At 69.1% G+C, this 23,710-nt stretch carries 21 protein-coding genes; 12 read left to right on the top strand and 9 right to left on the bottom strand.

Features of this window, described 5'->3' with window-relative positions:
- Positions 1–16: 16 nt before the first annotated feature.
- The 9 genes from PL79_RS14380 to PL79_RS14340 all read left to right on the top strand — a co-directional run bounded on the left by PL79_RS14380 (position 17) and on the right by PL79_RS14340 (position 9,732).
- A complete protein-coding gene (locus PL79_RS14380; protein WP_044849209.1) occupies positions 17–1,786 on the top strand; it encodes an AMP-binding protein in 1,770 nt (589 codons plus the stop codon).
- Complete coding sequence (locus PL79_RS14375; protein ID WP_044849208.1) at positions 1,783–2,757, top strand: LpxL/LpxP family acyltransferase; 975 nt, start codon at positions 1,783–1,785, stop codon at positions 2,755–2,757. The genes PL79_RS14380 and PL79_RS14375 overlap by 4 nt, the downstream gene beginning before the upstream one ends.
- Positions 2,754–3,410 carry an outer membrane lipoprotein carrier protein LolA gene (locus PL79_RS14370; protein ID WP_044849207.1) on the top strand — a complete coding sequence of 219 codons (657 nt, stop codon included), beginning with the start codon at positions 2,754–2,756 and terminating at the stop codon, positions 3,408–3,410. The genes PL79_RS14375 and PL79_RS14370 overlap by 4 nt, the downstream gene beginning before the upstream one ends.
- Positions 3,410–5,893 (top strand): MMPL family transporter, encoded by a 2,484-nt coding sequence (locus tag PL79_RS14365; RefSeq protein WP_044849206.1) that lies wholly within the window; start codon positions 3,410–3,412, stop codon positions 5,891–5,893. The genes PL79_RS14370 and PL79_RS14365 overlap by 1 nt, the downstream gene beginning before the upstream one ends.
- Positions 5,890–6,783, top strand: coding sequence for a polysaccharide deacetylase family protein (locus PL79_RS14360; RefSeq protein ID WP_044849205.1), 894 nt, complete (start codon positions 5,890–5,892; stop codon positions 6,781–6,783). Before PL79_RS14365 ends, PL79_RS14360 begins: the two co-directional genes overlap by 4 nt.
- Before the next feature lie 63 nt (positions 6,784–6,846).
- Positions 6,847–8,070 (top strand): beta-ketoacyl-[acyl-carrier-protein] synthase family protein, encoded by a 1,224-nt coding sequence (locus PL79_RS14355; protein ID WP_044849204.1) that lies wholly within the window; start codon positions 6,847–6,849, stop codon positions 8,068–8,070.
- Complete coding sequence (locus PL79_RS14350; protein ID WP_124488575.1) at positions 8,067–8,885, top strand: beta-ketoacyl synthase chain length factor; 819 nt, start codon at positions 8,067–8,069, stop codon at positions 8,883–8,885. The genes PL79_RS14355 and PL79_RS14350 overlap by 4 nt, the downstream gene beginning before the upstream one ends.
- Positions 8,882–9,418 carry a hotdog family protein gene (locus PL79_RS14345; RefSeq protein WP_044847442.1) on the top strand — a complete coding sequence of 179 codons (537 nt, stop codon included), beginning with the start codon at positions 8,882–8,884 and terminating at the stop codon, positions 9,416–9,418. Before PL79_RS14350 ends, PL79_RS14345 begins: the two co-directional genes overlap by 4 nt.
- Entirely contained in the window at positions 9,415–9,732 is a 318-nt protein-coding gene (locus PL79_RS14340; RefSeq protein WP_044847443.1) for a hypothetical protein, read from the top strand. The genes PL79_RS14345 and PL79_RS14340 overlap by 4 nt, the downstream gene beginning before the upstream one ends.
- A gap of 80 nt (positions 9,733–9,812) precedes the next feature.
- Here PL79_RS14340 and PL79_RS14335 read toward each other — a convergent pair whose 3' ends face one another.
- From PL79_RS14335 to PL79_RS14315, 5 genes are all read right to left on the bottom strand, one after another.
- Positions 9,813–10,013 (bottom strand): hypothetical protein, encoded by a 201-nt coding sequence (locus PL79_RS14335; protein WP_044847444.1) that lies wholly within the window; start codon positions 10,011–10,013, stop codon positions 9,813–9,815.
- Between the two features lie 198 nt (positions 10,014–10,211).
- Positions 10,212–10,955 carry an acetoacetyl-CoA reductase gene (phbB, locus tag PL79_RS14330; protein ID WP_044847445.1) on the bottom strand — a complete coding sequence of 248 codons (744 nt, stop codon included), beginning with the start codon at positions 10,953–10,955 and terminating at the stop codon, positions 10,212–10,214.
- 217 nt (positions 10,956–11,172) lie between these two features.
- Entirely contained in the window at positions 11,173–12,354 is a 1,182-nt protein-coding gene (locus tag PL79_RS14325; RefSeq protein ID WP_044847446.1) for an acetyl-CoA C-acetyltransferase, read from the bottom strand.
- A 277-nt stretch (positions 12,355–12,631) separates the two neighbouring features.
- The gene (gene phaP, locus PL79_RS14320; RefSeq protein ID WP_044847447.1) at positions 12,632–13,213 is read right to left on the bottom strand and encodes a TIGR01841 family phasin; all 582 of its coding nucleotides are present in this window, start codon (positions 13,211–13,213) and stop codon (positions 12,632–12,634) included.
- A gap of 462 nt (positions 13,214–13,675) precedes the next feature.
- Positions 13,676–14,440 (bottom strand): ParA family protein, encoded by a 765-nt coding sequence (locus tag PL79_RS14315; protein WP_044847448.1) that lies wholly within the window; start codon positions 14,438–14,440, stop codon positions 13,676–13,678.
- 264 nt (positions 14,441–14,704) lie between these two features.
- Between PL79_RS14315 and PL79_RS14310 the strand changes: the two genes are divergently transcribed.
- Positions 14,705–14,905 (top strand): hypothetical protein, encoded by a 201-nt coding sequence (locus tag PL79_RS14310; RefSeq protein ID WP_235879267.1) that lies wholly within the window; start codon positions 14,705–14,707, stop codon positions 14,903–14,905.
- Between the two features lie 458 nt (positions 14,906–15,363).
- On the opposite strand, the gene PL79_RS14305 is transcribed toward PL79_RS14310, so the two are convergent.
- Positions 15,364–15,918: a single-stranded DNA-binding protein gene (locus PL79_RS14305; RefSeq protein ID WP_044847450.1), complete on the bottom strand. Its 555-nt coding sequence runs from the start codon at positions 15,916–15,918 to the stop codon at positions 15,364–15,366.
- Positions 15,919–16,021: 103 nt separating this feature from the next.
- Positions 16,022–17,209 (bottom strand): MFS transporter, encoded by a 1,188-nt coding sequence (locus PL79_RS14300; protein WP_044847451.1) that lies wholly within the window; start codon positions 17,207–17,209, stop codon positions 16,022–16,024.
- A 277-nt stretch (positions 17,210–17,486) separates the two neighbouring features.
- Here PL79_RS14300 and uvrA point away from each other — a divergent pair, with 277 nt between their 5' ends.
- Both uvrA and PL79_RS14285 read left to right on the top strand, forming a co-directional pair.
- Positions 17,487–20,372 (top strand): excinuclease ABC subunit UvrA, encoded by a 2,886-nt coding sequence (gene uvrA / locus PL79_RS14290; protein WP_044847452.1) that lies wholly within the window; start codon positions 17,487–17,489, stop codon positions 20,370–20,372.
- Positions 20,373–20,627: 255 nt separating this feature from the next.
- Positions 20,628–21,710, top strand: coding sequence for an AI-2E family transporter (locus tag PL79_RS14285; protein WP_044847453.1), 1,083 nt, complete (start codon positions 20,628–20,630; stop codon positions 21,708–21,710).
- A 138-nt stretch (positions 21,711–21,848) separates the two neighbouring features.
- Here the strand turns inward: PL79_RS14285 and purU are convergent, their stop codons facing one another.
- Both purU and PL79_RS14275 read right to left on the bottom strand, forming a co-directional pair.
- Positions 21,849–22,733, bottom strand: coding sequence for a formyltetrahydrofolate deformylase (gene purU, locus PL79_RS14280; RefSeq protein WP_044847454.1), 885 nt, complete (start codon positions 22,731–22,733; stop codon positions 21,849–21,851).
- Between the two features lie 115 nt (positions 22,734–22,848).
- Positions 22,849–23,706, bottom strand: coding sequence for an NUDIX hydrolase (locus tag PL79_RS14275; RefSeq protein WP_044847455.1), 858 nt, complete (start codon positions 23,704–23,706; stop codon positions 22,849–22,851).
- Between the last annotated feature and the right edge of the window lie 4 nt (positions 23,707–23,710).

The raw sequence follows: 23,710 nt of genomic DNA, 5'->3' as shown, positions 1-23,710 counted from the left end.
TCGCTTTGACCGATTTATGCCGACTCACCCGCTGGTATTCCATTCCTCGCCGGACCAGACGATCGCCTGGCGCGACGGCACGCCCGTCACCGTCCGCACGTTCGTCGCCGACGTCGCGCGCGTGGCCGCCGCATTGCCCGCCGGCCGCCACGTGTTCAACGTGTGCCGCGACCGCTACCGCTTCGCGGTCAGCCTGTGCGCGGCGCTCGTCACCGGCAGGATCAGCCTGCTGCCGTCGACGCACACGCCCGAGATGGTGCGCCAGCTCGCGTCGTTCGCACCGGACGCGTTCTGCCTGCACGACGCGCCGGACTGCACGATCGACCTGCCGCGCTTCGCGTATCCGGACGCCGCACCCGGCGAACTCCCCGGCGACGCACCGTGCGTGGTGCCGCAGATCGACGCGTCGCGGATCATGGCGTACGTGTTCACGTCCGGCTCGACCGGCGCGCCGGTGCCGCACCGCAAGACCTGGGGCTTCCTGGTCGGCTGCGTGCGCGCGGCGGCCGAGCGCCTCGGCCTGCTCGACGGCCGCGCGGCCACGCTGATCGGCACCGTGCCCGCGCAGCACATGTACGGCTTCGAATCGACGGTGCTGCTCGCGCTGATCGGCGGCCTCGCGTTCAGCAACCGCCAGCCGTTCTACCCGGTCGACATTCGCGACGAACTCGCCGCGATCCCGCAGCCGCGCGTGCTCGTCACGTCGCCGATCCACCTGCGCGCGCTGCTGTCGGCCGGCGATGCGCTGCCGCCGGCCGCGCTCGTGCTGTCGGCCACCGCGCCGCTGTCGGAAAAACTCGCGTGCGAAGCCGAAGCCGCGCTCGAGGCGCCGCTCGTCGAGATCTACGGCAGCACCGAAACCGGCCAGATCGCGACGCGCCGCACGTCGCAGGGCGCCGCGTGGCAACCGTTCCCGGACATCCGGCTCGACGCGCGCGCGGCGCACGACGCGTCGGACCACGATGCCGCGGGCGACGACAGCGGCCCGACCGTGTGGGTGTCGGGCGGACACGTCGAAACCCCGGTGCCGATGGGCGACGCGCTCGAGCTGCTCGGCGACGGCCGGTTCCTGCTGCACGGCCGCAAGGCGGACCTCGTCAACATCGCCGGCAAGCGCACGTCGCTCGCCTACCTGAACCATCAGCTGAACGCGATTGCCGACGTCGTCGACGGCGTGTTCTTCATGCCGGACGACATCGCGCCGGCCGACGCCGATGCGACCCGCGAACCGGTCACGCGCCTCGTCGCGCTCGTGGTCGCGCCGACGCTCGCCGCGGCCGACGTGCAGCGCGCGCTGCGCGAACGGATCGATCCCGCGTTCATGCCGCGCCCGCTCGTGTTCGTCGACGCATTGCCGCGCAACGAAACGGGCAAGCTGCCGCGCGACGTGCTCGCGGCGCTCGTCGCACGGCACACGCGCGCCGCCGGAGCCGACGTGCGCGAGCGCGCCGCGACGGACGCGCCCGACGCGCCGCTCGCGTTCACGATTCCCGCCGATCATCCGGCGCTGCCCGGCCATTTCCCCGGTCGTCCGATCGTGCCGGGCGTCGTGCTGCTCGATCACGCGATCGCCGCACTCGGCGCATCGCTGAATCGCCCGCTCGATACGTGGCGGCTGGCTTCCGCGAAATTCCTGAGCCCGGTCGCGCCGGGCGAGGCGCTCGATCTCGCGTTCGATGCTGCGGTCGGCGGTGCGATCCGCTTCACGCTGCGCGCGGGTGCGCGCGACGTCGCGACCGGCGTGCTGTCCGCGCCGCCGGCCGCGCAGGACGGCGCGCAGCCATGAAGCGCACCGCATGGGCCGAGCGCCAGGAACGCAGCAACGCCGGGTTGCTGCGCGTGATGACCTGGATCTCGCTGCGTTTCGGCCGGCGGCCGTCGCGCATCGTGCTGCATGCCGTCGCGACTTATTTCGTGCTGTTCTCGCCGGTCGCGTGCGCCGCGTCGCGCGACTACCTGCGCCGCGTGCTCGGCCGTCCCGCGCGCTGGCGCGACGTGTACCGGCACGTGTTCACGTTCGCGGCGACGATCCACGACCGCATCTACCTGATGAACGGCCGCTTCGACCTGTTCGACATCCGGCTGCACGGCGAAACGCGGGTCGACGCCGCGCTTGCCGGCGGGCGCGGCGCATTCCTGATGGGCGCGCATCTCGGCAGCTTCGAAGTCGTGCGCGCGATCGGCCGCACGCGCCCGGACCTGCGCGTCGTCGTCACGATGTTCGAAGAGAACGCGCGCAAGATCAACGCAACGCTCGCCGCCGTCAACCCGGCCGCGAAGCCGGAAGTGATTCCGCTCGGGCAGGTCGACTCGATGCTGAAGGTGCGCGAACGCCTCGACGCGAACTGCATGGTCGGGATGCTCGCCGACCGCACGCTGCTCGACGACGCGACCGCGTCGCTGCGGTGGCTGCCGCTGCTCGGCGCGCCGGCGGCATTCCCGCTCGGGCCGCTGTACATGGCCGCGATGCTGCGGCGTCCGGTGCTGTTCATGACGGGCCTCTATCGCGACGGCAACCGCTACGATGTGCACTTCGAGACGCTCGCCGATTTTTCCGACGTGCGCCGCGACACACGCGCGGCGGCCGTCGACGCGGCGCTCGCGCGCTACGTCGCGCTGCTCGACCAGTACTGTCGCGCGGCGCCGTACAACTGGTTCAACTATTTCGATTTCTGGCAGACCGGCACGGCCGCCGCGCGCCGCGACCCGGCGCACGCGTGCGCCGGCCTGTCCGCCACGAGGGATTCCGACGCATGACCGCCGTTCGCCGCTTTCCGCCGATGTCGCTGCCGATGTTCCCGCTGCCGCACCCGCGCGCGCTGCGCCGAGCAGCACGCACGTTCGCCGTCACGGCCGCCGTCGCGCTCGCCCTGCCCGCGCACGCGGCCGACACCGGTTCGGCATGGACCCTCGACCGGCTGATGTCGACGCTCGCGCAGCACAAGTCGGGGCGCGCGACGTTCACCGAGACGAAGACGCTGTCGATCACCACGCAGCCGCTCGAATCGTCGGGCGAGCTCGTGTTCGTCGCACCCGACCATCTCGAGAAGCACACGCTGAACCCGAAGCCCGAACATCTCGTGGTCGACGGCGACATGCTCACCGTCGAGCGCAACAACCGCAAGTACACGCTCGCGCTCGCGCGCTATCCGGAGCTCGGCGCGTTCATCGACAGCATCCGCGCGACGCTCGCCGGCAACCGCTATGCGCTCGAGCAGGTCTACAAGGTCGCGCTCGCCGGTCGCGGCGACGACTGGACGCTGACGCTCACGCCGCTCGACTCGCGGATGCTGAAGGTCGTCAGCACGATCACGCTCGAAGGCTCGCGCGACGTGTTGCGCAGCGTCGCGATCCGGCAGGCCGACGGCGACCGTTCGACGATGCGCCTGCAACCCGTCCCGGCGAACTGATGGACGATCGCACCCGGCCGCCCGCCCCCGTCACGCACCGCCTGCCCGCGTGGCGGCAACGCGCGGTGCTCGTGTGGCTGCTCGCGCTCGTCGCATGCGGGATCGCGATCGCCCGCGCGAACTTCACGGCCGACCTGTCCGCGTTCCTGCCGCGCGCACCGAGCGCGGGGCAGCGCGTGCTCGTCGATCAACTGCGCGACGGCATCGTGTCGCGGCTGATCCTCGTCGCGATCGACGGCGGCGATGCGGCCACGCGTGCCGCGCTGTCGCGGCGCGTCGCCGGCACGCTGCGCGCCGACCGGCAATTCTCGGCGATCAACAACGGCGAAGCCGTCGACGACACACACGACCGGCAGTTCGTGTTCGACCATCGCTACCTGCTGAGCCCGGCCGTCGCGCCGCAGCGCTTCAGCGCGGACGGCCTGCACCAGGCGCTCGGCGACAGCCTCGACCTGTTGAGTTCGTCGGCGGGGCTCGTCGCGAAGGCGCTGCTGCCGCGCGACCCGACCGGCGAAGTGACGGCGCTCGTCGATCAGCTCGACAGCGGCGCGCAGCCAGCCAGCCGCGACGGCGTATGGGCGTCGCGCGACGGCACGCGCGCGGTGCTCGTCGTGCAGACGGCCGCGCCCGGCTCCGACACCGATGCGCAGGCACGCGCGATCGACGCGGTGCGCCGCGCGTTCCCCGCCGCGACGCAGGCGCTGCCGAACCCGGCCGCGTACACGCTCGCGATGACCGGCCCAGGCGTGTTCTCGGTCGACACGCGCGACACGATCCGGCACGACGTCGAGCGGCTGTCGACGGCGAGCGTCGTGCTGATCGTCGCGCTGCTGCTGACGCTGTACCGCTCGCCGCGCACGCTCGCGCTGGGGCTGCTGCCGGTGCTGACGGGCATCGCCGCCGGCATCGCGGCGGTCGGCATCGCGTTCGGCACGGTGCACGGGCTGACGCTCGGCTTCGGCACGACGCTGATCGGCGAAGCCGTCGACTATTCGATCTACCTGTTCGTGCAATCGGCGCAGGCCGGCTCGCGCGGCACCACACGGCCCGCCGACGCGACGCGGGCATGGATCGCCGCTTATTGGCCGACGATCCGGCTCGGCGTGCTGACGTCCGTGTGCGGCTTCGCGTCGATGCTGTTCTCCGGCTTTCCGGGCCTCGTGCAGCTTGGGCTCTACTCGATCGCCGGGCTGACGGCCGCCGCGCTCGTCACGCGCTTCGTGCTGCCGCACCTGCGCGGCGAGCACGTCGCGATTCGCGACGTGTCGCGCGTCGGCGCGGTGCTCGCGCGGGCGGCCGCTGCCGCGCCGCGGCTGCGCTGGCCGCTCGCCGCGCTCGTGCTCGCCGCGTGCGCGACGCTCATGCTGCATCGCGACGGCCTGTGGAGCCGCGAGCTTGCGGCACTGAGCCCCGTGCCCGCTCGCGCGCAGGCACTCGACGCACGCCTGCGCGCCGATCTCGGCGCGCCGGACGTGCGCTATCTCGTCGTGATTTCCGCGCCGACCGAACAGGCCGCGCTCGAACGCGCGGAACGGGTCGCCGCGCAATTGCAGCCGCTCGTCGAGCGCGGCGCGCTCGCGGGCTTCGAAAGTCCCGCGCGCTACCTGCCGAGCGACGCTGCGCAGCGCGCGCGCCAGGCGAGCCTGCCGGACGCCGACACGCTGGCCGCACGCATGCGCGCGGCCGTCGCGAACCAGCCGATCCCGGTCAGGCCCGAGCTGTTCGCTCCGTTCATCGCCGATGTCGAGGCCGCACGCCACGCGCCGCTGCTCACGCGCGCGGACCTGCGCGGCACGTCGATGGCGCTCGCCGTCGACGCGCTGCTGACCGAGCGCGCGGGCCGCTGGCGCGCGATGCTGCCGCTGCGCGCGCCGGACGTCGCACGCACCGGTCCGGCGGCTCCGGCGCTCGATGCCGCGCCGATTCGCGCGGCCGTCGCGCGCGCCGGCGTGCCCGACGCGCTGTTCGTCGACATGAAGGCCGAGGCCGACCGCCTGTACGTGAACTACGTGCACGAGGACATCCGGCTGTCGCTCGCGGGTTTCGCGGCGATCGCCGTGCTGCTGCTGATCGCGCTGCGCTCGCCGCGCCGCGTCGTACGCGCGCTCGCGCCGCTGGTCGCGGCCGTGCTGGTGGTGACGGCCGGCTTCGCGCTCGCCGGCGTGCCGCTGACGATCCTGCACCTCGTCGGGATGCTGCTGATCGTCGCGGTCGGCTCGAACTATGCGCTGTTCTTCTGCAAGCGCGACGACGCGCAACCCGTCACGCCGCACACGCTCGTGTCGCTGCTGATCGCGAACCTCGCGACGGTCGCCGGCTTCGGCCTGCTCGCGCTGTCGCGGGTGCCGCTGCTCGAAACCTTCGGGCTGACCGTCGGCCCCGGCGCGATGCTCGCGCTCGCGTTCGCCGCGATTCTCGCGCCGCGCGCGGCGGCGGCGGCCGCTGGCAGCCTTCATCGTGAGCCGACAGGAGGTCGCGCATGAACGCCCCGTCGTCCGTTCCGCCTCGCCAGCCCGGCGATGCGCGCCGCTGGAAACCGACGCCGCTGATCGCGGGCACGGCCGCGCTGCACGCGGGCGCGCTCGCGGCCGTCGTCGCGCAACCGGCCGCATGGCCGTGGGCCGCCGGTGGCGTGGTCGCGTCGCATCTCGCGCTGACCGCCGCCGGCCTGTGGCCGCGCAGCGCGCTGCTCGGGCCGAACTGGACGCGCCTGCCGGCCGGCGCCGGCCGCCGGATCGCGCTGACGATCGACGACGGCCCGGACCCCGACGTCACGCCGCGCGTGCTGGACCTGCTCGATCGCCACGACGCGCGCGCGACGTTCTTCTGCATCGGCGATCTCGCGCGCCGCCATCCGCAGTGGATCGAAGCGATCGTCGCGCGCGGCCACGCGGTCGAGAACCACAGCCAGCGGCACCGGCATACGTTCTCGCTGTGGGGGCCCGCCGCGCTGCGCCGTGAAATCGCGGCCGCGCAGCAGACGCTGACCGAGATCGCCGGCACGCGCCCGCGCTTCTTCCGCGCGCCGGCCGGCATGCGCAATCCGTTTCTCGAGCCGGTGCTGTGCGAGTTCGGCCTGCAGCTCGCCAGCTGGACGCGCCGCGGCTTCGACACCCGCGCGCGCGATGCGGATACCGTCACGCACCGCCTGCTGAACGGCCTGGCTGCGCGCGACATCCTGCTCGTGCACGACGGCCACGCGGCGCGCGACGCGCGTGGCGAACCGGTCGTGCTCGACGTGCTGCCCGCGCTGCTGCACGCGGCCGCCGATGCGCAGTTGCACTGGACCACGCTGCGCGCCGCGCTCGCCCCCGAACCGTCCGATCCGCCCGCCGGGCCGGGCATGCCAGCCGCCCCGTTTGATAAAATCTGACCACGCCCGGCGCGCCCGCCAGCCCCGCTGCGGCGCCCGTTCCGGCCACCGGATACGACCCTCGTGAAACCTCTCCTGCTCTCGCACTTCACCGCCACCAGCTGCATCGGCCGCGGCCTCGACGCGACCGTCGACGCGCTGCGCCACGCACGCGGCGGGCTCACGCCGTGCGACTTCGAACGCGCCGATCTCGACACCTGGATCGGCGCCGTGGACGGCGTCGATGCGCAGCCCGTGCGCGCGGATCTCGCCGACTTCGACTGCCGCAACAACCGCCTCGCGCAACTCGGCCTCGTCCAGGACGGCTTCGACGCGGGCGTCGCGGCGGCCGTGTCGCGCCACGGCGCCGCGCGCGTCGGCGTGTTCGTCGGCACGAGCACCTCCGGCATCCTCGAGACCGAGCGCGCGTACGAGCAGCGCGATCCGGCCAGCGGAGCCCTGCCCGCCGGATTCCGCTACGCGCACACGCACAACCCGTATTCGCCGGCTGCGTTCGTGCGCGCGTATTTCGCGCTGCGCGGACCGGCAATGGCGATCTCGTCCGCGTGCTCGTCCGGCGCGAAGGTGTTCGGCTCCGCGCGCCGGATGATCGAAGCGGGGCTGATCGATGCGGCCGTCGTCGGCGGCGTCGATTCGCTGTGCCTGACGACGCTGTACGGCTTCAATTCGCTCGAACTGCTGTCGCGCCGGCCGTGCCGCCCGTTCGACGTCGCGCGTGACGGCATCTCGATCGGCGAAGCGGCGGCGTTCGCGCTGCTCGAACGCGTGCCCGACGCGCCCGCCGCGCTCGACGGCGACGCGATCCTGCTGCTCGGCATCGGCGAATCGAGCGATGCGCATCACATGTCGTCGCCGCATCCGGAAGGGCTCGGTGCGCGCATCGCGATCGAACAGGCGCTCGCGTCGGCCGGCCTCGCTGCAAGCGACATCGACTACGTGAACCTGCACGGCACCGCGACGCCCAGCAACGATGCCGCCGAAAGCCGCGCGGTGGGCGCGCTGCTCGCGCGCACGCCGTGCAGCTCGACGAAGGGCGCGACCGGTCACACGCTCGGGGCGGCCGGCGCCCTCGAAGCGGTCGTCGCCGCGCTGGCGCTGCGCGAACAGTTCGTGCCGGCCGGCGTCAACACGACGCAACCCGACCCGGCGCTGGCCGCCGACTACGTGCTCGCGAGCCGCGATGCGCGCGTGCGTGCGGTCCTGTCGAATTCGTTCGGCTTCGGCGGCACGAACTGCAGCCTGATCCTCGGCCGCGCCGGGCATGCGAGCCGCCGGGAGCCGACATGACCGTCACCGCCTTCATCGAAAGTGTCGGCCTCGTCGGGCCGGGACTGAACGACTGGCCGCACGCGGCCGACGTGCTCGCGGGCCGCGCGGCCTATGCGAGCGCGCGCACCGTGCTGCCGCCGCCTGCCGGCCTGCCGCCGGCGGAGCGCCGCCGCACCGGCCCCGTCGTGCGCGTCGCGCTCGCGGTCGGCCTCGAAGCGGCAGCCGCGAGCGGGCGCGATGCGGCCACGCTCGCGACCGTGTTCAGCGCGTCCGGCGGCGACGGCCAGAACTGCCACGCGATCTGCGAGACCCTCGCCGGCGACGATCGCCACCTGTCGCCCACGCGCTTTCACAACTCCGTGCACAACGCGCCGGCCGGCTACTGGAGCATCGCGACCCGCGCGATGGCGACGTCGAACGTGCTGTGCGCGCACGACGGCAGCTTCGCCGCGGGCCTGCTCGAGAGCGTATGCCAGGTCATGGTCGATCGCGTGCCGAGCCTGCTGATCGCCTACGACACCGACTATCCGGAGCCGCTGCACGCGGTGCGGCCGATCGTCGACGCATTCGGCGTCGCGCTCGTGCTCGCGCCCGACGCGAGCGAACGCACGCTCGCGCGCATCGACGTGCGGCTCACCGACGCGCCGGCGACGACGCTCGCGAACCCCGAACTCGACGCGCTGCGCACCGGCAATCCGGCCGCGCGCGCGCTGCCGCTGCTCGACGCGCTCGCGGCGCGGCGCGCGGCGAGCGTCGTGCTCGACTATCTGGAAGATACGCGCGTGCAGGTCGATATCGCACTGCCGAATGCCGCGGCGAGGCACGCGCGATGACGACGCCCGTTTCGACGCCGATGCCTGCGCCGGCGCCGGCCACGCTCGATCGCGCATGGATCGCCGCGCACATTCCGCACGACGGCGCGATGTGCTTGCTCGATCGGGTCGAAGCGTGGGACGCCGCGCGCATCCGCTGCAGCGCGACGAGCCACCGCGACCCGCACAACCCGCTGCGCTCGCGCGGCCGGCTCGCGTCGGTCTGCGGGATCGAATATGCGGCACAGGCGATGGCCGTGCACGGCGCGCTGCTCGGTGCGCAGCAGGCGCAGGCGGAACCCGCGCGGCCGCGCGCCGGCTATCTTGCGAGCGTGCGCAACGTCGACGCGTTCGTCGACCGGCTCGACACGTTCGACCTGCCGCTGATCGTCGATGCCGAACGCATCGGCGGCGACGACCGCTCCGTGCTGTACGGCTTCACGCTGCGCTGCGGGGAGCGCGTGTTGCTCGGCGGCCGCGCCGCGGTGATGCTCGATGCATCGGCAGCCGGCATACGTGTTGCGCCGCCCGCGGGCCGCGCGGACCCTAGATGAACCAGCCCCAAGGAAACCAGGCCGTGAAAGCACGTCAGTTCATTTGCACCGCGTTCGTTCTCGCGCTGATCAGCCCGATCGCGCACGCGGACATGTCGGAAGTGAAGCAGGACATCAAGCGCGATTCGAAGGAAGCCGCGCACAAGACCGGCGAGGCCGCGCGCAGTTTCGGCCACGCGACCGCGAGCGCCGCGAAGACGGTCGGCCACGGCATCGCGCACGCGTCGCGCGAAGGCTGGGATGCCACCAAGCGCACGACGAAGCGGATCTTCCACAAGAACGATTCAGGCGAAGGCGCGCGAAACAGCGATTGAGTGCGAACGTCCCGCGCACCGCATACGGATGCGCGGGACGCGGCACGACGCGTGAACGCGGCGGTGCCGCACCGCCGCCGTCAGCGCGCGCCGCCGCGCGTGCGACGCGCCGGCCCGCGCGCGAAGCACTTGCCGTACGCGACCAGCCAGCAATCGCGATGATCGAAGTTGCGCAGCAGCCGCGCGCGGCGCCGCTCGAGCCAGTGAAGCGCGATCGCCATCGTCAGCGCGACGGCCAGTGCAGAGCCGCCGATCGCGAGTCCCATCCAGGTGTCACCCATGCCTCCTCCGGAATGCGAGGCCGGTGCGGCGTGCGTGCCGTGACGCGGTAGCCGGCGCGCGGGCGCACCCGGCCCGCCGCATGCACGGCGAACCTGCGTCCGTGTTCCGTCACCGCGCGCGTGCGCGCCGCCCCGGCGCTGGATACAGCGGGAGCACGGCCCGGACGCGCGCGCGAACGCCGCCCGGGCCGCCGCGCGTCAATGCATGTGCTGGCCGCCGTTGATCGCGATGTTGGAGCCCGTCACGAAACCGGCCTCTTCCGAGCACAGATAGGCGACCAGCGCTGCGACTTCCTCGGGTTTCCCGAGCCGTCCCGCCGGAATCTGCGGAAGGATCTTGGTATCGAGGATGTCCTGCGGGATCGCCGTCACCATCTTCGTCGCAAGGTAGCCCGGCGACACCGTGTTCACCGTCACGCCCTTGCGCGCGGTCTCGAGCGCGAGCGATTTCGTGAAACCGTGCATGCCGGCCTTCGCGGCCGCGTAGTTGGTCTGGCCGACCGATCCCTTCGAGCCGTTGACCGACGCGATGTTGACGATGCGTCCCCAGCCGCGCTCGACCATGCCGTCGCAGACCGGCTTCGTCATGTTGAACACGGAATCGAGGTTGGTGCGGATCACCGCATCCCAGTTGACCTTGTCGAGCTTGCGCAGCGTCATGTCGCGCGTGATGCCCGCGTTGTTCACCAGGATGTCGACCGGGCCGACGTCCCGGACGATTTTCTCGACGCATTGCTGGCACGAATCGTAATCGGCCACGTCCACCGGATACGCGTGGAATTCGCGACCGGCCGCGTGCATCTCGGTCAGCCAGCGATCGGCGCCGGTGTTGTTCGGCGAATACGTGACGACGACCTGGTAGCCCGCATCGTTCAACCGGATGCTGATCGCTTCGCCAAGACCGCCCATCCCACCCGTCACAACTGCAATTCGCTTAGTCATCCTATGAGTTACCGACAAGAAAAGTAGTCAAAGGTGCGGGGCGACGGCATGGCACATGCTGCCGCCCCGCCGCTGCGATGCGCTGGCGCCCGCAGGGCGGACGTGGCGCGCACCGGAACATCACGCTTGTTGTTGGCAGCTTGTTACGCGCGAAGTTTGCTGCATGTGTGTACGGCGCTGGCCGGCGCCGCATGCGTGCACTATCGTCAGACTCTGCTCAACCGCGCTCGACCGCGAGCGCGACGCCCATCCCGCCGCCGATGCACAGCGACGCCAGCCCGCGCTTCGCATCGCGCTTGGCCATCTCGTGCAGCAGCGTCACCAGGATCCGGCAACCCGACGCGCCGATCGGGTGACCGATCGCGATCGCCCCGCCGTTCACGTTCACCTTCGACGTGTCCCAGCCCATCTGCTTGTGCACCGCCAGCGCCTGCGCCGCGAATGCCTCGTTGATTTCCATCAGGTCCAGGTCGCCCGGCGTCCAGCCCGCGCGCTCCAGCGCACGGCGCGATGCCGGCACCGGCCCCATGCCCATCACGCTCGGATCCACGCCCGCGTTCGCGTATGCCTTGATCCGCGCCAGCGGCGTCAGGCCGAGCGCCGCCGCCTTCTGCGCCGACATCACCAGCACCGCCGCCGCGCCGTCGTTCAGCCCCGACGCGTTCGCCGCCGTCACCGAGCCGTCCTTCGAGAACGCCGGCTTCAGCCCCGCCAGCGATTCCGCCGTCACGCCGTGGCGCACGAACTCGTCCGTCGCGAACTGCAGCGGCTCGCCCTTGCGTTGCGGGATCGACACCGGCACGATCTCGTCGTCGAAGCGACCGGCCTTCTGCGCGGCTTCCGCCTTGTTCTGCGACAGCGCCGCGAATGCGTCCTGCTCCTCGCGCGTGATCCCGTATTCCTTCGCGACGTTCTCCGCCGTGATGCCCATGTGGTACTGGTTGTACACGTCCCACAGGCCGTCGACGATCATCGTGTCGACCAGCTTCGCGTCACCCATCCGGAACCCGTCGCGCGAGCCCGGCAGCACGTGCGGCGCCGCGCTCATGTTCTCCTGCCCGCCCGCGATCACGATCTCCGCGTCGCCCGCCGCGATCGCGTTCGCCGCCAGCATCACGGCCTTCAGGCCCGAGCCGCACACCTTGTTGATCGTCATCCCCGGCACTGCGCTCGGCAGGCCGGCCTTGATCAGCGACTGGCGCGCCGGGTTCTGCCCCGAGCCCGCCGTCAGCACCTGGCCCATGATCACTTCGCTCACCTGCTCGGGCTTCACGCCCGAACGCTCCAGCACCGCGCGAATCACCGTCGCACCCAGCTCCGGTGCCGCGATCTTCGCGAGCGAGCCGCCGAATTTGCCGACCGCGGTCCGCGCGGCCGATACGATCACTACGTCCGTCATGTTTTGTTCCTGCGTCGAAATCAGTGGGTCGATCCGTGTTGCATGCTGTATCGCGTGCCGGGGCCGGGCGGCACGGCGGCCGACGTCGGCGCTTGAGCGCCATACGACCCGCGATGCGGCTCAGGGCTCGCGCCTTCATGCGCGCCCCCCGTTCGCCCGCTCCAGCCGGGCCCGGACACGCTGCGGCGAGCCGGACGCCGCCGGCCACCACGCGGCACAGGCCGGCGCCCGCCGGCGCCGTTCGATCAATGGTGTCGCGCCTGCGCGCAACACGCGGTCATGCAGCCGATTCGCGCGAAGCGGCTTCCTTGCGTGCGGCAGCCGCCGTCTGCTTGGCACCGCGCGTCGCCGTTTCGCTGACCGCGTCGAAACCGCTTTGTGCGGCTTCGATTGCCTGCCCCGTCGCTGCGCGCACGGAGTCTGCCGCGGCAGTCGCCGCGGACAGCGCCGAATTCAGCGCGGCGACCACCGCGCCCGAACCGGCCGGCGCATGCTTCGTCAGCTCGCCGACCACCTCCTTCACGCGCTTGTCGTTCTGCTCGTATTGCGCCTGCGCGACCTTCGCCCACTCGGCCTGCGTCGACACCGCGATGTCGAACAGATGGCGACCGTACGCGACGGCCTTGCCGGCCGCTTCCTGCGGTGCGGCGACTTGCTGCGCGAAGCCCGCAGCCGGGTTGCTCGCGTTGAACGCGTTCTTCAGCTTGTCCTCGTATTCCTCGAGCGCCGTCTTGGCCGCTTGCAGGTTGAGTTCGACGACGGCCTCGAAACCATTAATTGCCGGACGGGCAATCGCGAACCAGGCGGCAATTCCGGACTGATAATCGGCGGCGAATTTTTCGGGGGCAAATACGGACATCGGGCACGCTCCTGTTAGCAATGCGAGAGACGAACGAAAAAAAATGGAAGCCAGATCGAGGTCCGCTTCCTTATTCACAACCCGCAGGCACGATTGACTGCGGGGAGTTGAAGATTGCCATTCTAGATGGATTAATTGTCAATTAAATGGCATTAATACTAGGTGAAAACCCTGATCGATCGGGTTGATCTCCTCGCAATCTGCGCCCGCACACAATGGGGCCGCGTCGCAACGCCTTGTCCCGAAATGATTTTTACTTTTTTACGGCATGGCGCACCGCGACGTCCGTAACATTTACCCCGTCATTATTCCGGTTATTTGAAAAACAGGTGCGCATTGGAAAATAGGGCGGATTCCCCTGTAATCGTTTTTCCAGATTTATTTTGAAATCGTTACCGGGATTATTAATGACGAATTCAATGATCGTATATAAACCGCCGGGCCGGGCCAGCGGCGACACGCTCACCCGACCAGTTCGCGATGCAGCGCGCGAAACTCCTGCGCGAGCTTGTGTGCCGGCTCGAGATGGATCACCGGCGTCGACTGCTGATGCGACTCGCGGATCTTCACCGATGCCGAGAGCCGCGACGCCAGCACCGGCAGCCCTTCCTCGACGAGTTCGTCGACCAGCCGCTGCGGCAGGCTCGCGCGCGGCTGGAACTGGTTGATGACGATCCCTTCGACCTCGAGCGCCGCGTTGTGGTCCTGCTGGATTTCCTTCACGTTCTCGAGCAGCGTGTACAGCGCGCGGCGCGAGAAGTCGTCGCAGTCGAACGGAATCAGGCAGCGCTCGACCGCGATCAGCGCCGAGCGCGTGTAGAAGTTCAGTGCGGGCGGCGTGTCGATGTAGACGGCATCGTAGGTGTCGAGCTCGTTGAGCGCGTCGCGCAGCTTGTAGATCTTGTAGCGCGACTCGAGCTTGCCGTGCAGCGTGTCGAGGTCCGGATGCGCGGGCATCACGTCGAGCCCGTCGAACGGCGTCGGATGGATGAACGATGCGACGTCGACCGGCCGGAAGTTGAAGGTCAGCGCGGTCTCGAAGAATTCGGCGACGCCGGGATGCGCGTCGGTCGCCCGGTCGCCGAGCAGGTAGTGCGTGGAATTCGCCTGCGCGTCGAGGTCGATGACGAGCGTGCGCAGCCCTTCGCTCGCGCTGATCGCCGCCAGGTTGCAGACGATCGTCGACTTGCCCACCCCGCCCTTCTGGTTGAATACGACCCGCCGCATTGTGTCTCCTTCGATCGAAACGTCGAAAAATCGAGCTTAGCCGGTCAATCGTGGCGGCCGCGTGACATCGATCAGATACACGAACCGCCCGGGAGATTTGCTGAGCGGCGCGACGAACGACTGGAAATCACGACGGAAGACGCGCACACGAGGAACGGGCACAAGAGCTAATGTTGCGACGCAACATCCGAACTGTTAAACTAGGGAAAACCCGTAGTTCAAGCTTGCGAAGGAGCAGTCGTGTACCCCGTATTTTCGTTCCTGATGGATCTGCTGCCGGGCCGCAGCGCGGCTTCGTTTTCGCCGTCGGCAAAAGTAAACCGTGTCACGTTCACGGGTGCCGTTGACCGCAGCGATGGCGTGATCCTGTCGATCAACGGTAGCGACGCGCTGGTCCGTTGGCCGAAGGGTGGGAAATCCGTCGAGCGCGTCAGCAATCTGGTCGCGATCGTCACGGAAGCGTAAGCGGTTCTGTTCTGCGGCGGCCACGGCGCCGCTCTTGTCATGGTTCGCACCGTCCGAAGCAGGTGACTCGGGTGTGAATGCCACGGCCCCCATGTCGGGAATGCGCCGTTGCAGAGCTTCAGGAAACCTGCTCACCGGCGCGGTCGCGTCGGTTGAAGTTTGCGGTCGGCATGCTCGCCACGTAAGCACAACAGACGTCAGGGCCATCGCGCCCGCGACGACGAACGTCCGCTGACGGGGAGTCCATTCTCAAGTCTCGCCCATCCGACGCGGCCGGCGCCAGCGGCTTCTCCCCGCCTTGCACGACGCCACCACGACGCTCCTCACGCCCGATCGGGCACGTTCCGCCCACACCCCAAAAAACGCGTAAACGAAAAAAGGACCCGAAGATCCAGGCTGAACCAGTGATTCAGCGTGGAGATTCGGGCCCCTCTTTACATCGGGAACCGGTGTTCCGCTTAGAACGGAATATCGTCGTCCATCTCGTCGAAGCCGCCGCCTGCCGGCGCGCTCGGACGGCTCTGGCCGCCGCCTGCACCGCCGCGCGGCGCGCCGCCGGCACGACCGCCGCCACCGCCGCGTTCCATCTGTTCGCCGCCGCGGCCGCCGCCACCACCACCACCGTAGCCGCCGCCGTAACCGCCTTCGTCACCGCCGCCACCGCCGCCGCCCGAACCGCCGCGGCCGCCGAGCATCTGCATCTGGTCGGCGACGATTTCGGTCGAGTAGCGATCCTGGCCGTCCTGGCCCTGCCACTTGCGCGTGCGGATGCGGCCTTCGATATAGACCGACGACCCCTTCTTCAGGTACTCGCTGACGATTTCGGCGAGACGGCCGAAGAACGCGACGCGGTGCCACTCGGTCATTTCCTTGAAATCGCCGCTTGCCTTGTCCTTGTAGCGATCGGTCGTCGCGAGACGGATGTTCGCAACCGCGTCGCCGCTCGGCAGGTAACGGACTTCAGGATCGGCGCCGAGATTGCCGACGAGGATGACCTTGTTGACGGATGCCATGTGTTTCTCCAGTAAATTCGATGCCGGGCCGCCCGCGAATGTCGTCGGAGCGGCCCGCCGGGCAAGCCGGCGAGCGCCGCCGGTGCCTGCCCGAAAAGAAGGTTCAGGCCTTGCGCGGCGGCGCTTTCATGCTGGCCGCGATTATAAGCCACGCCGCCACGAGCCCCGAGCACGCGTAGAAGACGGTGTTCGCGCCGCCGTGCTTCAGCAGCCAGCCACCCACGATGCCGCCGAGCGCGAGCCCGATCGATTGCGTGGTGTTGTAGACGCCCGTGGCCGCGCCCTTGCGCGAACCGGGCGCGAGCTTCGACACGAGCGACGGCTGCGACGCTTCCAGGATGTTGAAACCCAGGAAGTACACGAACAGGATCGCCGCCACAATCAGGATGGTATGCGGAGCGCTGCCGAGCAACAATTGGCCGATCAGGATAGCCAGAATGCCGCCGAGCAGCACCGGCTTCATCTTGCCCCGTTTTTCCGCGACGATGATCGCCGGGACCATCATCACGAACGCGAGCCCCATCACCGGCAGGTAGACCTTCCAGTGCGCGGCGACCGGCAGCCCGCCGTCGACCAAGAGGCGCGGCACGACGAGGAACAGCGCCGTCTGCGTCGCGTGCAGCACGAGCACGCCGAAGTTCAGGCGCAGCAGCTCGCCGTTGTGCAGCACCTCGCCGAACGGCGCCGGCACGTGCACGGGCTTCGCCGCGTCGGGCACGATCCACACCACGACCCCGATCGCGAGGATCGACAGCACGCCGACGATCGCGAACAGCCCGCTCATCCCGACCCAGTGGAACACGATCGGCGCGCCGACGATCGCGACCGCGAACGACACGCCGATCGAGCCGCCGACCATCGCCATCGCCTTCGTGCGGTTCTGCTCGGAGGTCAGGTCGGCGATGAACGCGAGCACCGCGGACGACACGGCGCCCATCCCCTGGATCACGCGGCCGACGATGATCCACGTGATGTCGTGCGCGAACGCGGCGACGAAGCTGCCGAGCGCGAAGATCAGCAGGCCGGTGGCGATCACGGGCTTGCGGCCGAACTTGTCCGACGCCCACCCGTAGAAGATGTACAGCAGCGACTGCGTGACGCCGTAGGCCCCGAGCGCGATGCCGACGAGCAGCACGTTGTCGCCGCCCGGGATGGTTTTCGCGTAGACCGAGAACACCGGCATGATCATGAACAGGCCGAGCATGCGCAGCGCGAAGATCGCCGCGAGCGACGTGGTCGCGCGCAGTTCGGGCGCACTCATGCGGGAAGACGTGGCGGACGGATTGGACATCGGGAATGAATTTCGAATGATCGGAATGTCCGCCCGGCGGCGGGCGGCGGAAGATCAGGGCCACCGGCCCGGCAGGCCTGGCAGGCGCTTTCCGGGGCCGCTTTCCGGGACGTCGGGCAGGCAGCCTGCGGGCCGCCTCGCGCCGTGCGGCGCGGCCGCCTTCCCGGCGTGGACACCGCCCTTGCTGCCAGCTGCTGCAAAGGCTGGGGGCCCCCAACGACGGCCTCGAAAAGCCGTTATAGTAGCAGGTTTGGTTCCCTCCATTTTCGCCAGGTTCATGGAACAGATCCGTATCCGTGGGGCACGCACCCACAACCTGAAAAACGTCAATCTCGACCTGCCGCGCCACAAGCTGATCGTGATTACCGGGTTGTCCGGGTCGGGCAAGTCGTCGCTCGCGTTCGACACCCTTTATGCCGAAGGCCAGCGCCGCTACGTCGAGAGCCTGTCCGCGTACGCCCGCCAGTTCCTGCAGCTGATGGAGAAACCCGACGTCGACCTGATCGAGGGCCTGTCGCCCGCGATCTCGATCGAGCAGAAGGCGACGTCCCACAACCCGCGTTCGACCGTCGGCACGGTCACCGAAATCCACGACTACCTGCGACTTTTGTTCGCACGGGTCGGCACGCCGTACTGCCCCGACCACGACATCCCGCTCGAGGCGCAGAGCGTGTCGCAGATGGTCGACGCGGCGCTCGCGCTGCCCGAGGAAACCAAGCTGATGATCCTCGCGCCGGTCGTCGCGAACCGCAAGGGCGAGCACGCCGAGCTGTTCGAGGACATGCAGGCGCAGGGCTTCGTGCGCTTTCGCGTGCGCTCGGGCGGCGGCACCGCGAACGAAGGCGTCGCGAAGATCTACGAGGTCGAGTCGCTGCCGAAGCTCAAGAAGAACGACAAGCACACGATCGACGTCGTCGTCGATCGTCTCAAGGTGCGCCCGGACATGAAGCAGCGCCTCGCGGAATCGTTCGAGACCGCGCTGCGCCTCGCCGACGGCCGCGCGATCGCGCTGGAGATGGATACCGACCACGAACACCTGTTCAGCTCGAAGTTCGCGTGCCCGATCTGCTCGTACTCGCTGCAGGAGCTCGAGCCGCGCCTGTTCTCGTTCAACAACCCGATGGGCGCGTGCCCGGAATGCGACGGCCTCGGCCAGATCACGTTCTTCGACCCGAAGCGGGTCGTCGCGCACCCGTCGCTGTCGCTCGCCGCGGGCGCCGTGAAGGGCTGGGATCGCCGCAACCAGTTCTACTTCCAGATGCTGCAGAGCCTCGCGGCGTTCTACGAATTCGACATCGACGCCGCGTTCGAGGACCTGCCGGAAAAGATCCGCAAGGTGCTGCTGTTCGGCTCGGGCAAGCAGACGATCCCGTTTTCGTACATCAACGAGCGCGGCCGCACGACGATCCGCGAGCACGTGTTCGAAGGGATCATCCCGAACCTCGAGCGCCGCTACCGCGAGACCGATTCGGTCGCGGTGCGCGAAGAGCTCGCGAAATACCAGAACAACCAGCCGTGCCCGTCGTGCGACGGCACGCGGCTGCGCCGCGAGGCGCGCCACGTGCGGGTCGGCACCGGCGACTACGCGCGCGGCATCTATGAAATCAGCGGCTGGCCGCTGCGCGACGCGCTCGGCTATTTCGACGGCCTGTCGCTCGACGGCGCGAAGCGCGAGATCGCCGACAAGGTGATCAAGGAAATCGTCGCGCGCCTGACCTTCCTGAACAACGTCGGCCTCGACTACCTGTCGCTGGAGCGCAGCGCTGAAACGCTGTCCGGCGGCGAGGCGCAGCGGATCCGGCTCGCGTCGCAGATCGGCTCGGGCCTGACCGGCGTGATGTACGTGCTCGACGAGCCGTCGATCGGCCTGCACCAGCGCGACAACGACCGCCTGATCGCGACGCTCAAGCACCTGCGCGACCTCGGCAACTCGGTGATCGTCGTCGAGCACGACGAGGACATGATCCGCACGGCCGACTACGTCGTCGACATGGGCCCCGGCGCGGGCGAGCACGGCGGCGTGATCGTGGCCGAAGGCACGCCGAAGCAGGTGCAGTCGAACCCGCAGTCGCTGACGGGCCAGTATCTGGTCGGCAAGCGCACGATCGAATACCCGGACGAGCGGCTCGCGCCCGATCCCGAGCGAATGCTGCGCATCGTCGACGCGCACGGCAACAACCTGAAGCACGTCGATCTCGAACTGCCGGTCGGCCTGCTGACCTGCATCACCGGCGTGTCGGGCTCCGGCAAGTCGACGCTGATCAACGACACGCTGTATCACGCGGTCGCGCGCCACCTGTACGGCTCGTCGGCCGAGCCGGCGCCGCACGAGGCGATCGAGGGCCTCGAGCACTTCGACAAGGTGATCAACGTCGACCAGTCGCCGATCGGCCGCACGCCGCGCTCGAACCCGGCCACCTACACGGGCCTGTTCACGCCGATCCGCGAGCTGTTCTCGGGCGTGCCGACCGCGAAGGAGCGCGGCTACGATCCGGGCCGCTTCTCGTTCAACGTGAAGGGCGGCCGTTGCGAGTCGTGCCAGGGCGACGGCGTGCTGAAAGTCGAGATGCACTTCCTGCCGGACGTCTACGTGCCGTGCGACGTATGCCACGGCAAGCGCTACAACCGCGAAACGCTCGAAGTGCAGTACAAGGGCAAGAACATCAGCGAAGTGCTCGACATGACGGTCGAACACGCGTACGAATTCTTCAGCGCGGTGCCGGTGATCGCCCGCAAGCTGAAGACGCTGCTCGACGTCGGCCTCGGCTACATCCGCCTCGGCCAGTCGGCCACGACGCTGTCGGGCGGCGAGGCGCAGCGCGTGAAGCTGTCGCTGGAGCTGTCGAAGCGCGACACGGGCCGCACGCTGTACATCCTCGACGAGCCGACCACCGGCCTGCACTTCCACGACATCGCGCTGCTGCTCGAGGTGATCCACCGGCTGCGCGACCAGGGCAACACGGTCGTGATCATCGAGCACAACCTCGACGTGATCAAGACAGCCGACTGGGTGATCGACCTCGGCCCCGAAGGCGGTGCCGGCGGCGGCCAGATCATCGCGCAGGGCACGCCCGAGCAGGTCGCGAAGACCAAGGCGAGCTTCACCGGCAAGTATCTCGCGCCGCTGCTCAAGCGCCCGGCCCGCAAGGCGGCGGCCGGCTGACACTTTCCGTTCCCGCGCGCGGCTGCCCGGCCGCGCGCGCCCGGCAGCGGGGCGGCGCCGGCCTCCTCGTTTTCCCTTCTGCGGTTTTCCCCTCTGCGTTTACACCACGAGCCAAACAGCCCCGTGGCGGACCATAATGGCAGCTATACTTTACGGTCGTAAGGTTCGCCATCCGCACCAATCCGGTGCGGCGCCGGGCGATCGCCGCCGTGTCGCCCACCGCGCGGCACGGCACACGAACGACAGGAATCCATGATGGAGAAGCAACAAGAGTCGCGCGACGCGCAGAACCGCGAGCCGCACCTGCGCAGCGTGCGGCTGACGAGCGACTTCAGCCTGCCGAAGCTGTCGGCGATCGAGATCGGCAGCTACCTGTTCGCCCTCGTCGCGATGGTGCTCGTCATCGAACTCAAGCTGCTGGGCGGGCTGCTGGCCGGCATGCTGGTCTATCAGCTGATCCACACGATCGCCCCGGTGATCGAACGCCACACCACGAGCATGCGCGCGCGCTGGGTCGCCGTCGTGCTGCTGTCGATCGCGATCGTCGGCGGGCTCACGGGCCTCACGATCGGCATCATCGACCACTTCGAGCACACGGTGCCGAACCTGCAGAGCCTTCTTGGCCAGCTGATGCAGATCGTCGAGCAGACGCGCGCCCGCACGCCGGCCTGGATTGCGAACCTGCTGCCGGTCGACGTCGAACAGATGAAGACCAAGGCGGCACTGCTGATGCACTCGCACATGGACCAGCTCCAGCAAGGCGGCAAGAGCGTCGCGCGCGGCTTCGGCCACGTGGTGTTCGGGATGATCATCGGCGCGATGATCGCGATCGGCGTCGAGCACGGCAAGGTGCGCCGGCCGCTGTCGACCGCGCTCGTCACGCGCGTGTCGCGCTTCGCCGAATCGTTCCGCCGGATCGTGTTCGCGCAGATCAAGATCTCGGCGATCAACGCGACCTTTACCGGCATCTACCTGCTCGTCGCGCTGCCGATCTTCCACCAGCGGCTGCCGCTGTCGAAAACACTGGTGCTCGTCACGTTCATCGTCGGCCTGCTGCCGGTGATCGGCAACCTGATCTCGAACACGCTGATCGTCGCGGTGTCGCTGTCGGTCAGCATGGGCACCGCGATCGCGTCGCTCGCGTTCCTCGTCGTGATCCACAAGCTCGAATACTTCCTGAACGCGAAGATCATCGGCGGCCAGATCGAGTCGCGCGCGTGGGAGCTGCTGCTCGCGATGCTGATCATGGAAGCCGCGTTCGGGCTGCCGGGCGTGATCGCCGCGCCGATCTTCTATGCGTACATGAAGCGCGAGCTGTACATGCTGCGGCTGATCTGACGCGCCGTACCCGACGCAACCCGATCCCCGCGCATCACGCGATAAAAAAACGCCGCGCCCCGTCAAGGGCGCGGCGTTCTTGTTTGCGGCAACCGACGGCCTGCGCAGGCCGGCCGGCGCGCATCACCGATCAGCCGATCAGCGGAACACGACGGTCTTCGTCCCGTTCAGCACGATCCGGTGCTCGACGTGCCACTTCACCGCACGCGCGAGCGTCACGCACTCGACGTCGCGGCCGATCGCGGTGAGCTGGTCGGGCGTCATGCTGTGGTCGACGCGCTCGACTTCCTGCTCGATGATCGGGCCTTCGTCGAGGTCGGTCGTCACGTAGTGCGCGGTCGCGCCGATCAGCTTCACGCCGCGGTCAAACGCCTGGTAGTACGGCTTCGCGCCCTTGAAGCTCGGCAGGAACGAATGGTGGATGTTGATCGCGCGGCCGGCGAGCTGCTGGCACATGTTCGGCGACAGGATCTGCATGTAGCGCGCGAGCACGACGAGATCGGCCTGGTGTTCATCGATCACTTCCAGCACCCGCGCTTCCTGCGCGGCCTTCGCCGCATCGGACGAACCGCCGACGAGCGGGAAATGATGGAACGGGATGTTGTAGCTCGCGGCGAGCTGGTAGAACTCCTTGTGGTTCGACACGATCGCCGGAATCTCGATCGGCAGCTGGCCGGTGCGGTAGCGGAACAGCAGGTCGTTCAGGCAGTGGCCGATCTTCGACACCATGATCACGACGCGCGGCTTCACGGCCGCGTCGTGCATTTCCCAGCGCATCCCGAACTGCTCGGCGAGCGGCGCGAATTCCTCGCGCAGCGTGTCGAGCGCCGACGCGGCATCCGCGCCGTCGCCGTCCTGCACGAAGTGCACGCGCATGAAGAACTCGCCGGTGCGGCTGTCGCCGAACTGCGCCGAATCGAGGATGTTGTTGGCGCGCTCGAACAGGAAGCCCGAGACCGCGTGGACGATGCCATGCCGGTCGGGGCACGACAGTTTCAAGATAAAGCTGTGATCGGTCGACATGACCGCTACTCCCTTCGTTTCGGTATTCGTCAAATAGGCCGTTCGTCCGGCCTCACCCTGGGGCCCGAGCCCGGGCAGGCAGGCGGCGCCTTCAGGTGGCTCGCCAGGTGGCGCGTCAGGCGGCCGGCGCGAACAGCGCGTCGATGCCCGCGGCGTCCGCCGCCGATAGCCAGCGGTGGCGCAGCAGCGTGTCGAGCATCGCGAGGCTCGCATCCATCGTCGCGCGGCCTTCGCGCAGCCAGCCGATCACCTCGGGCACGCCGGCCAGCAGGTGCTCGGCCACTTCGCCGTCCTGGTTGTGCGGCGCGAAGTCGCGCGGCAGCGGCAGGTCGTACACGAAGATCAGTTCGGACTGCGTGCCTTCCGGCAGCGAACACAGTACCTGCACCGCGCGGCCCGCGATCGCGCGTGCCGCCAGTTCGGCCGGCATGCCGGCCTCTTCCCAGCATTCCTTCGTGAGCGTCTCGTGAACGCCCAGGCCCCAGCCGATGCCGCCCGCGACGACGTTGTCGAGCATGCCTGGGTCGGTGGCCTTGGTCGCGCTGCGGCGGCCGAGCCACATCTGCGGCGCGGCGGGCGAACCCGGCGCAGCCGCATATTCTACGATGCCGTTCAGGTGCACCGCATAAGTCTGCGTGCCGAAGAAGCGCGACGCGGCGCGCTCGATGTACGCGAGCGGCGGATCGTCGAAGCGGTTGCGGATCGCATAGATCTCGTCGCGCCAGCCGGGAATCGCGCCTTCGGCCGCCAGCGCGCCGATCGCGCTCGCGAGCGCCATGCTGCGCGCGTCGACCGTGTCGTAGCGCGCCGACAGCACGACGCGCGCGTCCGTCAGCTCGAACACGTCGGGCCAGCGCGCGAGCTTCGCGATGTCCTGGCGGCGCACCCAGCCCACGGCCACGCCGGCGATCTCGAAACGCAGGTGCGCGGCCGGATCGAAGCGGCGCGCGGCCGCAATGCACGGAAACGTCATCGGG

The organism is Burkholderia sp. USMB20 (assembly GCF_000949135.2).
Classification (GTDB): domain Bacteria; phylum Pseudomonadota; class Gammaproteobacteria; order Burkholderiales; family Burkholderiaceae; genus Burkholderia.
Note: the sequence above shows the minus strand (reverse complement) of the source record. Positions and strands in the feature narration are given on the sequence as shown.

Excerpts from the sequence above, each read along its gene's own strand:
- PL79_RS14380 (WP_044849209.1), top strand. The coding sequence starts at position 17 with ATGCCGACTCACCCGCTGGTATTCCATTCCTCGCCGGACCAGACGATC.
- PL79_RS14375 (WP_044849208.1), top strand. The coding sequence starts at position 1,783 with ATGAAGCGCACCGCATGGGCCGAGCGCCAGGAACGCAGCAACGCCGGG.
- PL79_RS14370 (WP_044849207.1), top strand. The coding sequence starts at position 2,754 with ATGACCGCCGTTCGCCGCTTTCCGCCGATGTCGCTGCCGATGTTCCCG.
- PL79_RS14365 (WP_044849206.1), top strand. The coding sequence starts at position 3,410 with ATGGACGATCGCACCCGGCCGCCCGCCCCCGTCACGCACCGCCTGCCC.
- PL79_RS14360 (WP_044849205.1), top strand. The coding sequence starts at position 5,890 with ATGAACGCCCCGTCGTCCGTTCCGCCTCGCCAGCCCGGCGATGCGCGC.
- PL79_RS14350 (WP_124488575.1), top strand. The coding sequence starts at position 8,067 with ATGACCGTCACCGCCTTCATCGAAAGTGTCGGCCTCGTCGGGCCGGGA.
- PL79_RS14345 (WP_044847442.1), top strand. The coding sequence starts at position 8,882 with ATGACGACGCCCGTTTCGACGCCGATGCCTGCGCCGGCGCCGGCCACG.
- PL79_RS14340 (WP_044847443.1), top strand. The coding sequence starts at position 9,415 with ATGAACCAGCCCCAAGGAAACCAGGCCGTGAAAGCACGTCAGTTCATT.
- PL79_RS14335 (WP_044847444.1), bottom strand. The coding sequence starts at position 10,013 with ATGGGTGACACCTGGATGGGACTCGCGATCGGCGGCTCTGCACTGGCC.
- phbB (WP_044847445.1), bottom strand. The coding sequence starts at position 10,955 with ATGACTAAGCGAATTGCAGTTGTGACGGGTGGGATGGGCGGTCTTGGC.
- PL79_RS14325 (WP_044847446.1), bottom strand. The coding sequence starts at position 12,354 with ATGACGGACGTAGTGATCGTATCGGCCGCGCGGACCGCGGTCGGCAAA.
- phaP (WP_044847447.1), bottom strand. The coding sequence starts at position 13,213 with ATGTCCGTATTTGCCCCCGAAAAATTCGCCGCCGATTATCAGTCCGGA.
- PL79_RS14315 (WP_044847448.1), bottom strand. The coding sequence starts at position 14,440 with ATGCGGCGGGTCGTATTCAACCAGAAGGGCGGGGTGGGCAAGTCGACG.
- PL79_RS14310 (WP_235879267.1), top strand. The coding sequence starts at position 14,705 with ATGGATCTGCTGCCGGGCCGCAGCGCGGCTTCGTTTTCGCCGTCGGCA.
- PL79_RS14305 (WP_044847450.1), bottom strand. The coding sequence starts at position 15,918 with ATGGCATCCGTCAACAAGGTCATCCTCGTCGGCAATCTCGGCGCCGAT.
- PL79_RS14300 (WP_044847451.1), bottom strand. The coding sequence starts at position 17,209 with ATGTCCAATCCGTCCGCCACGTCTTCCCGCATGAGTGCGCCCGAACTG.
- uvrA (WP_044847452.1), top strand. The coding sequence starts at position 17,487 with ATGGAACAGATCCGTATCCGTGGGGCACGCACCCACAACCTGAAAAAC.
- PL79_RS14285 (WP_044847453.1), top strand. The coding sequence starts at position 20,628 with ATGGAGAAGCAACAAGAGTCGCGCGACGCGCAGAACCGCGAGCCGCAC.
- purU (WP_044847454.1), bottom strand. The coding sequence starts at position 22,733 with ATGTCGACCGATCACAGCTTTATCTTGAAACTGTCGTGCCCCGACCGG.
- PL79_RS14275 (WP_044847455.1), bottom strand. The coding sequence starts at position 23,706 with ATGACGTTTCCGTGCATTGCGGCCGCGCGCCGCTTCGATCCGGCCGCG.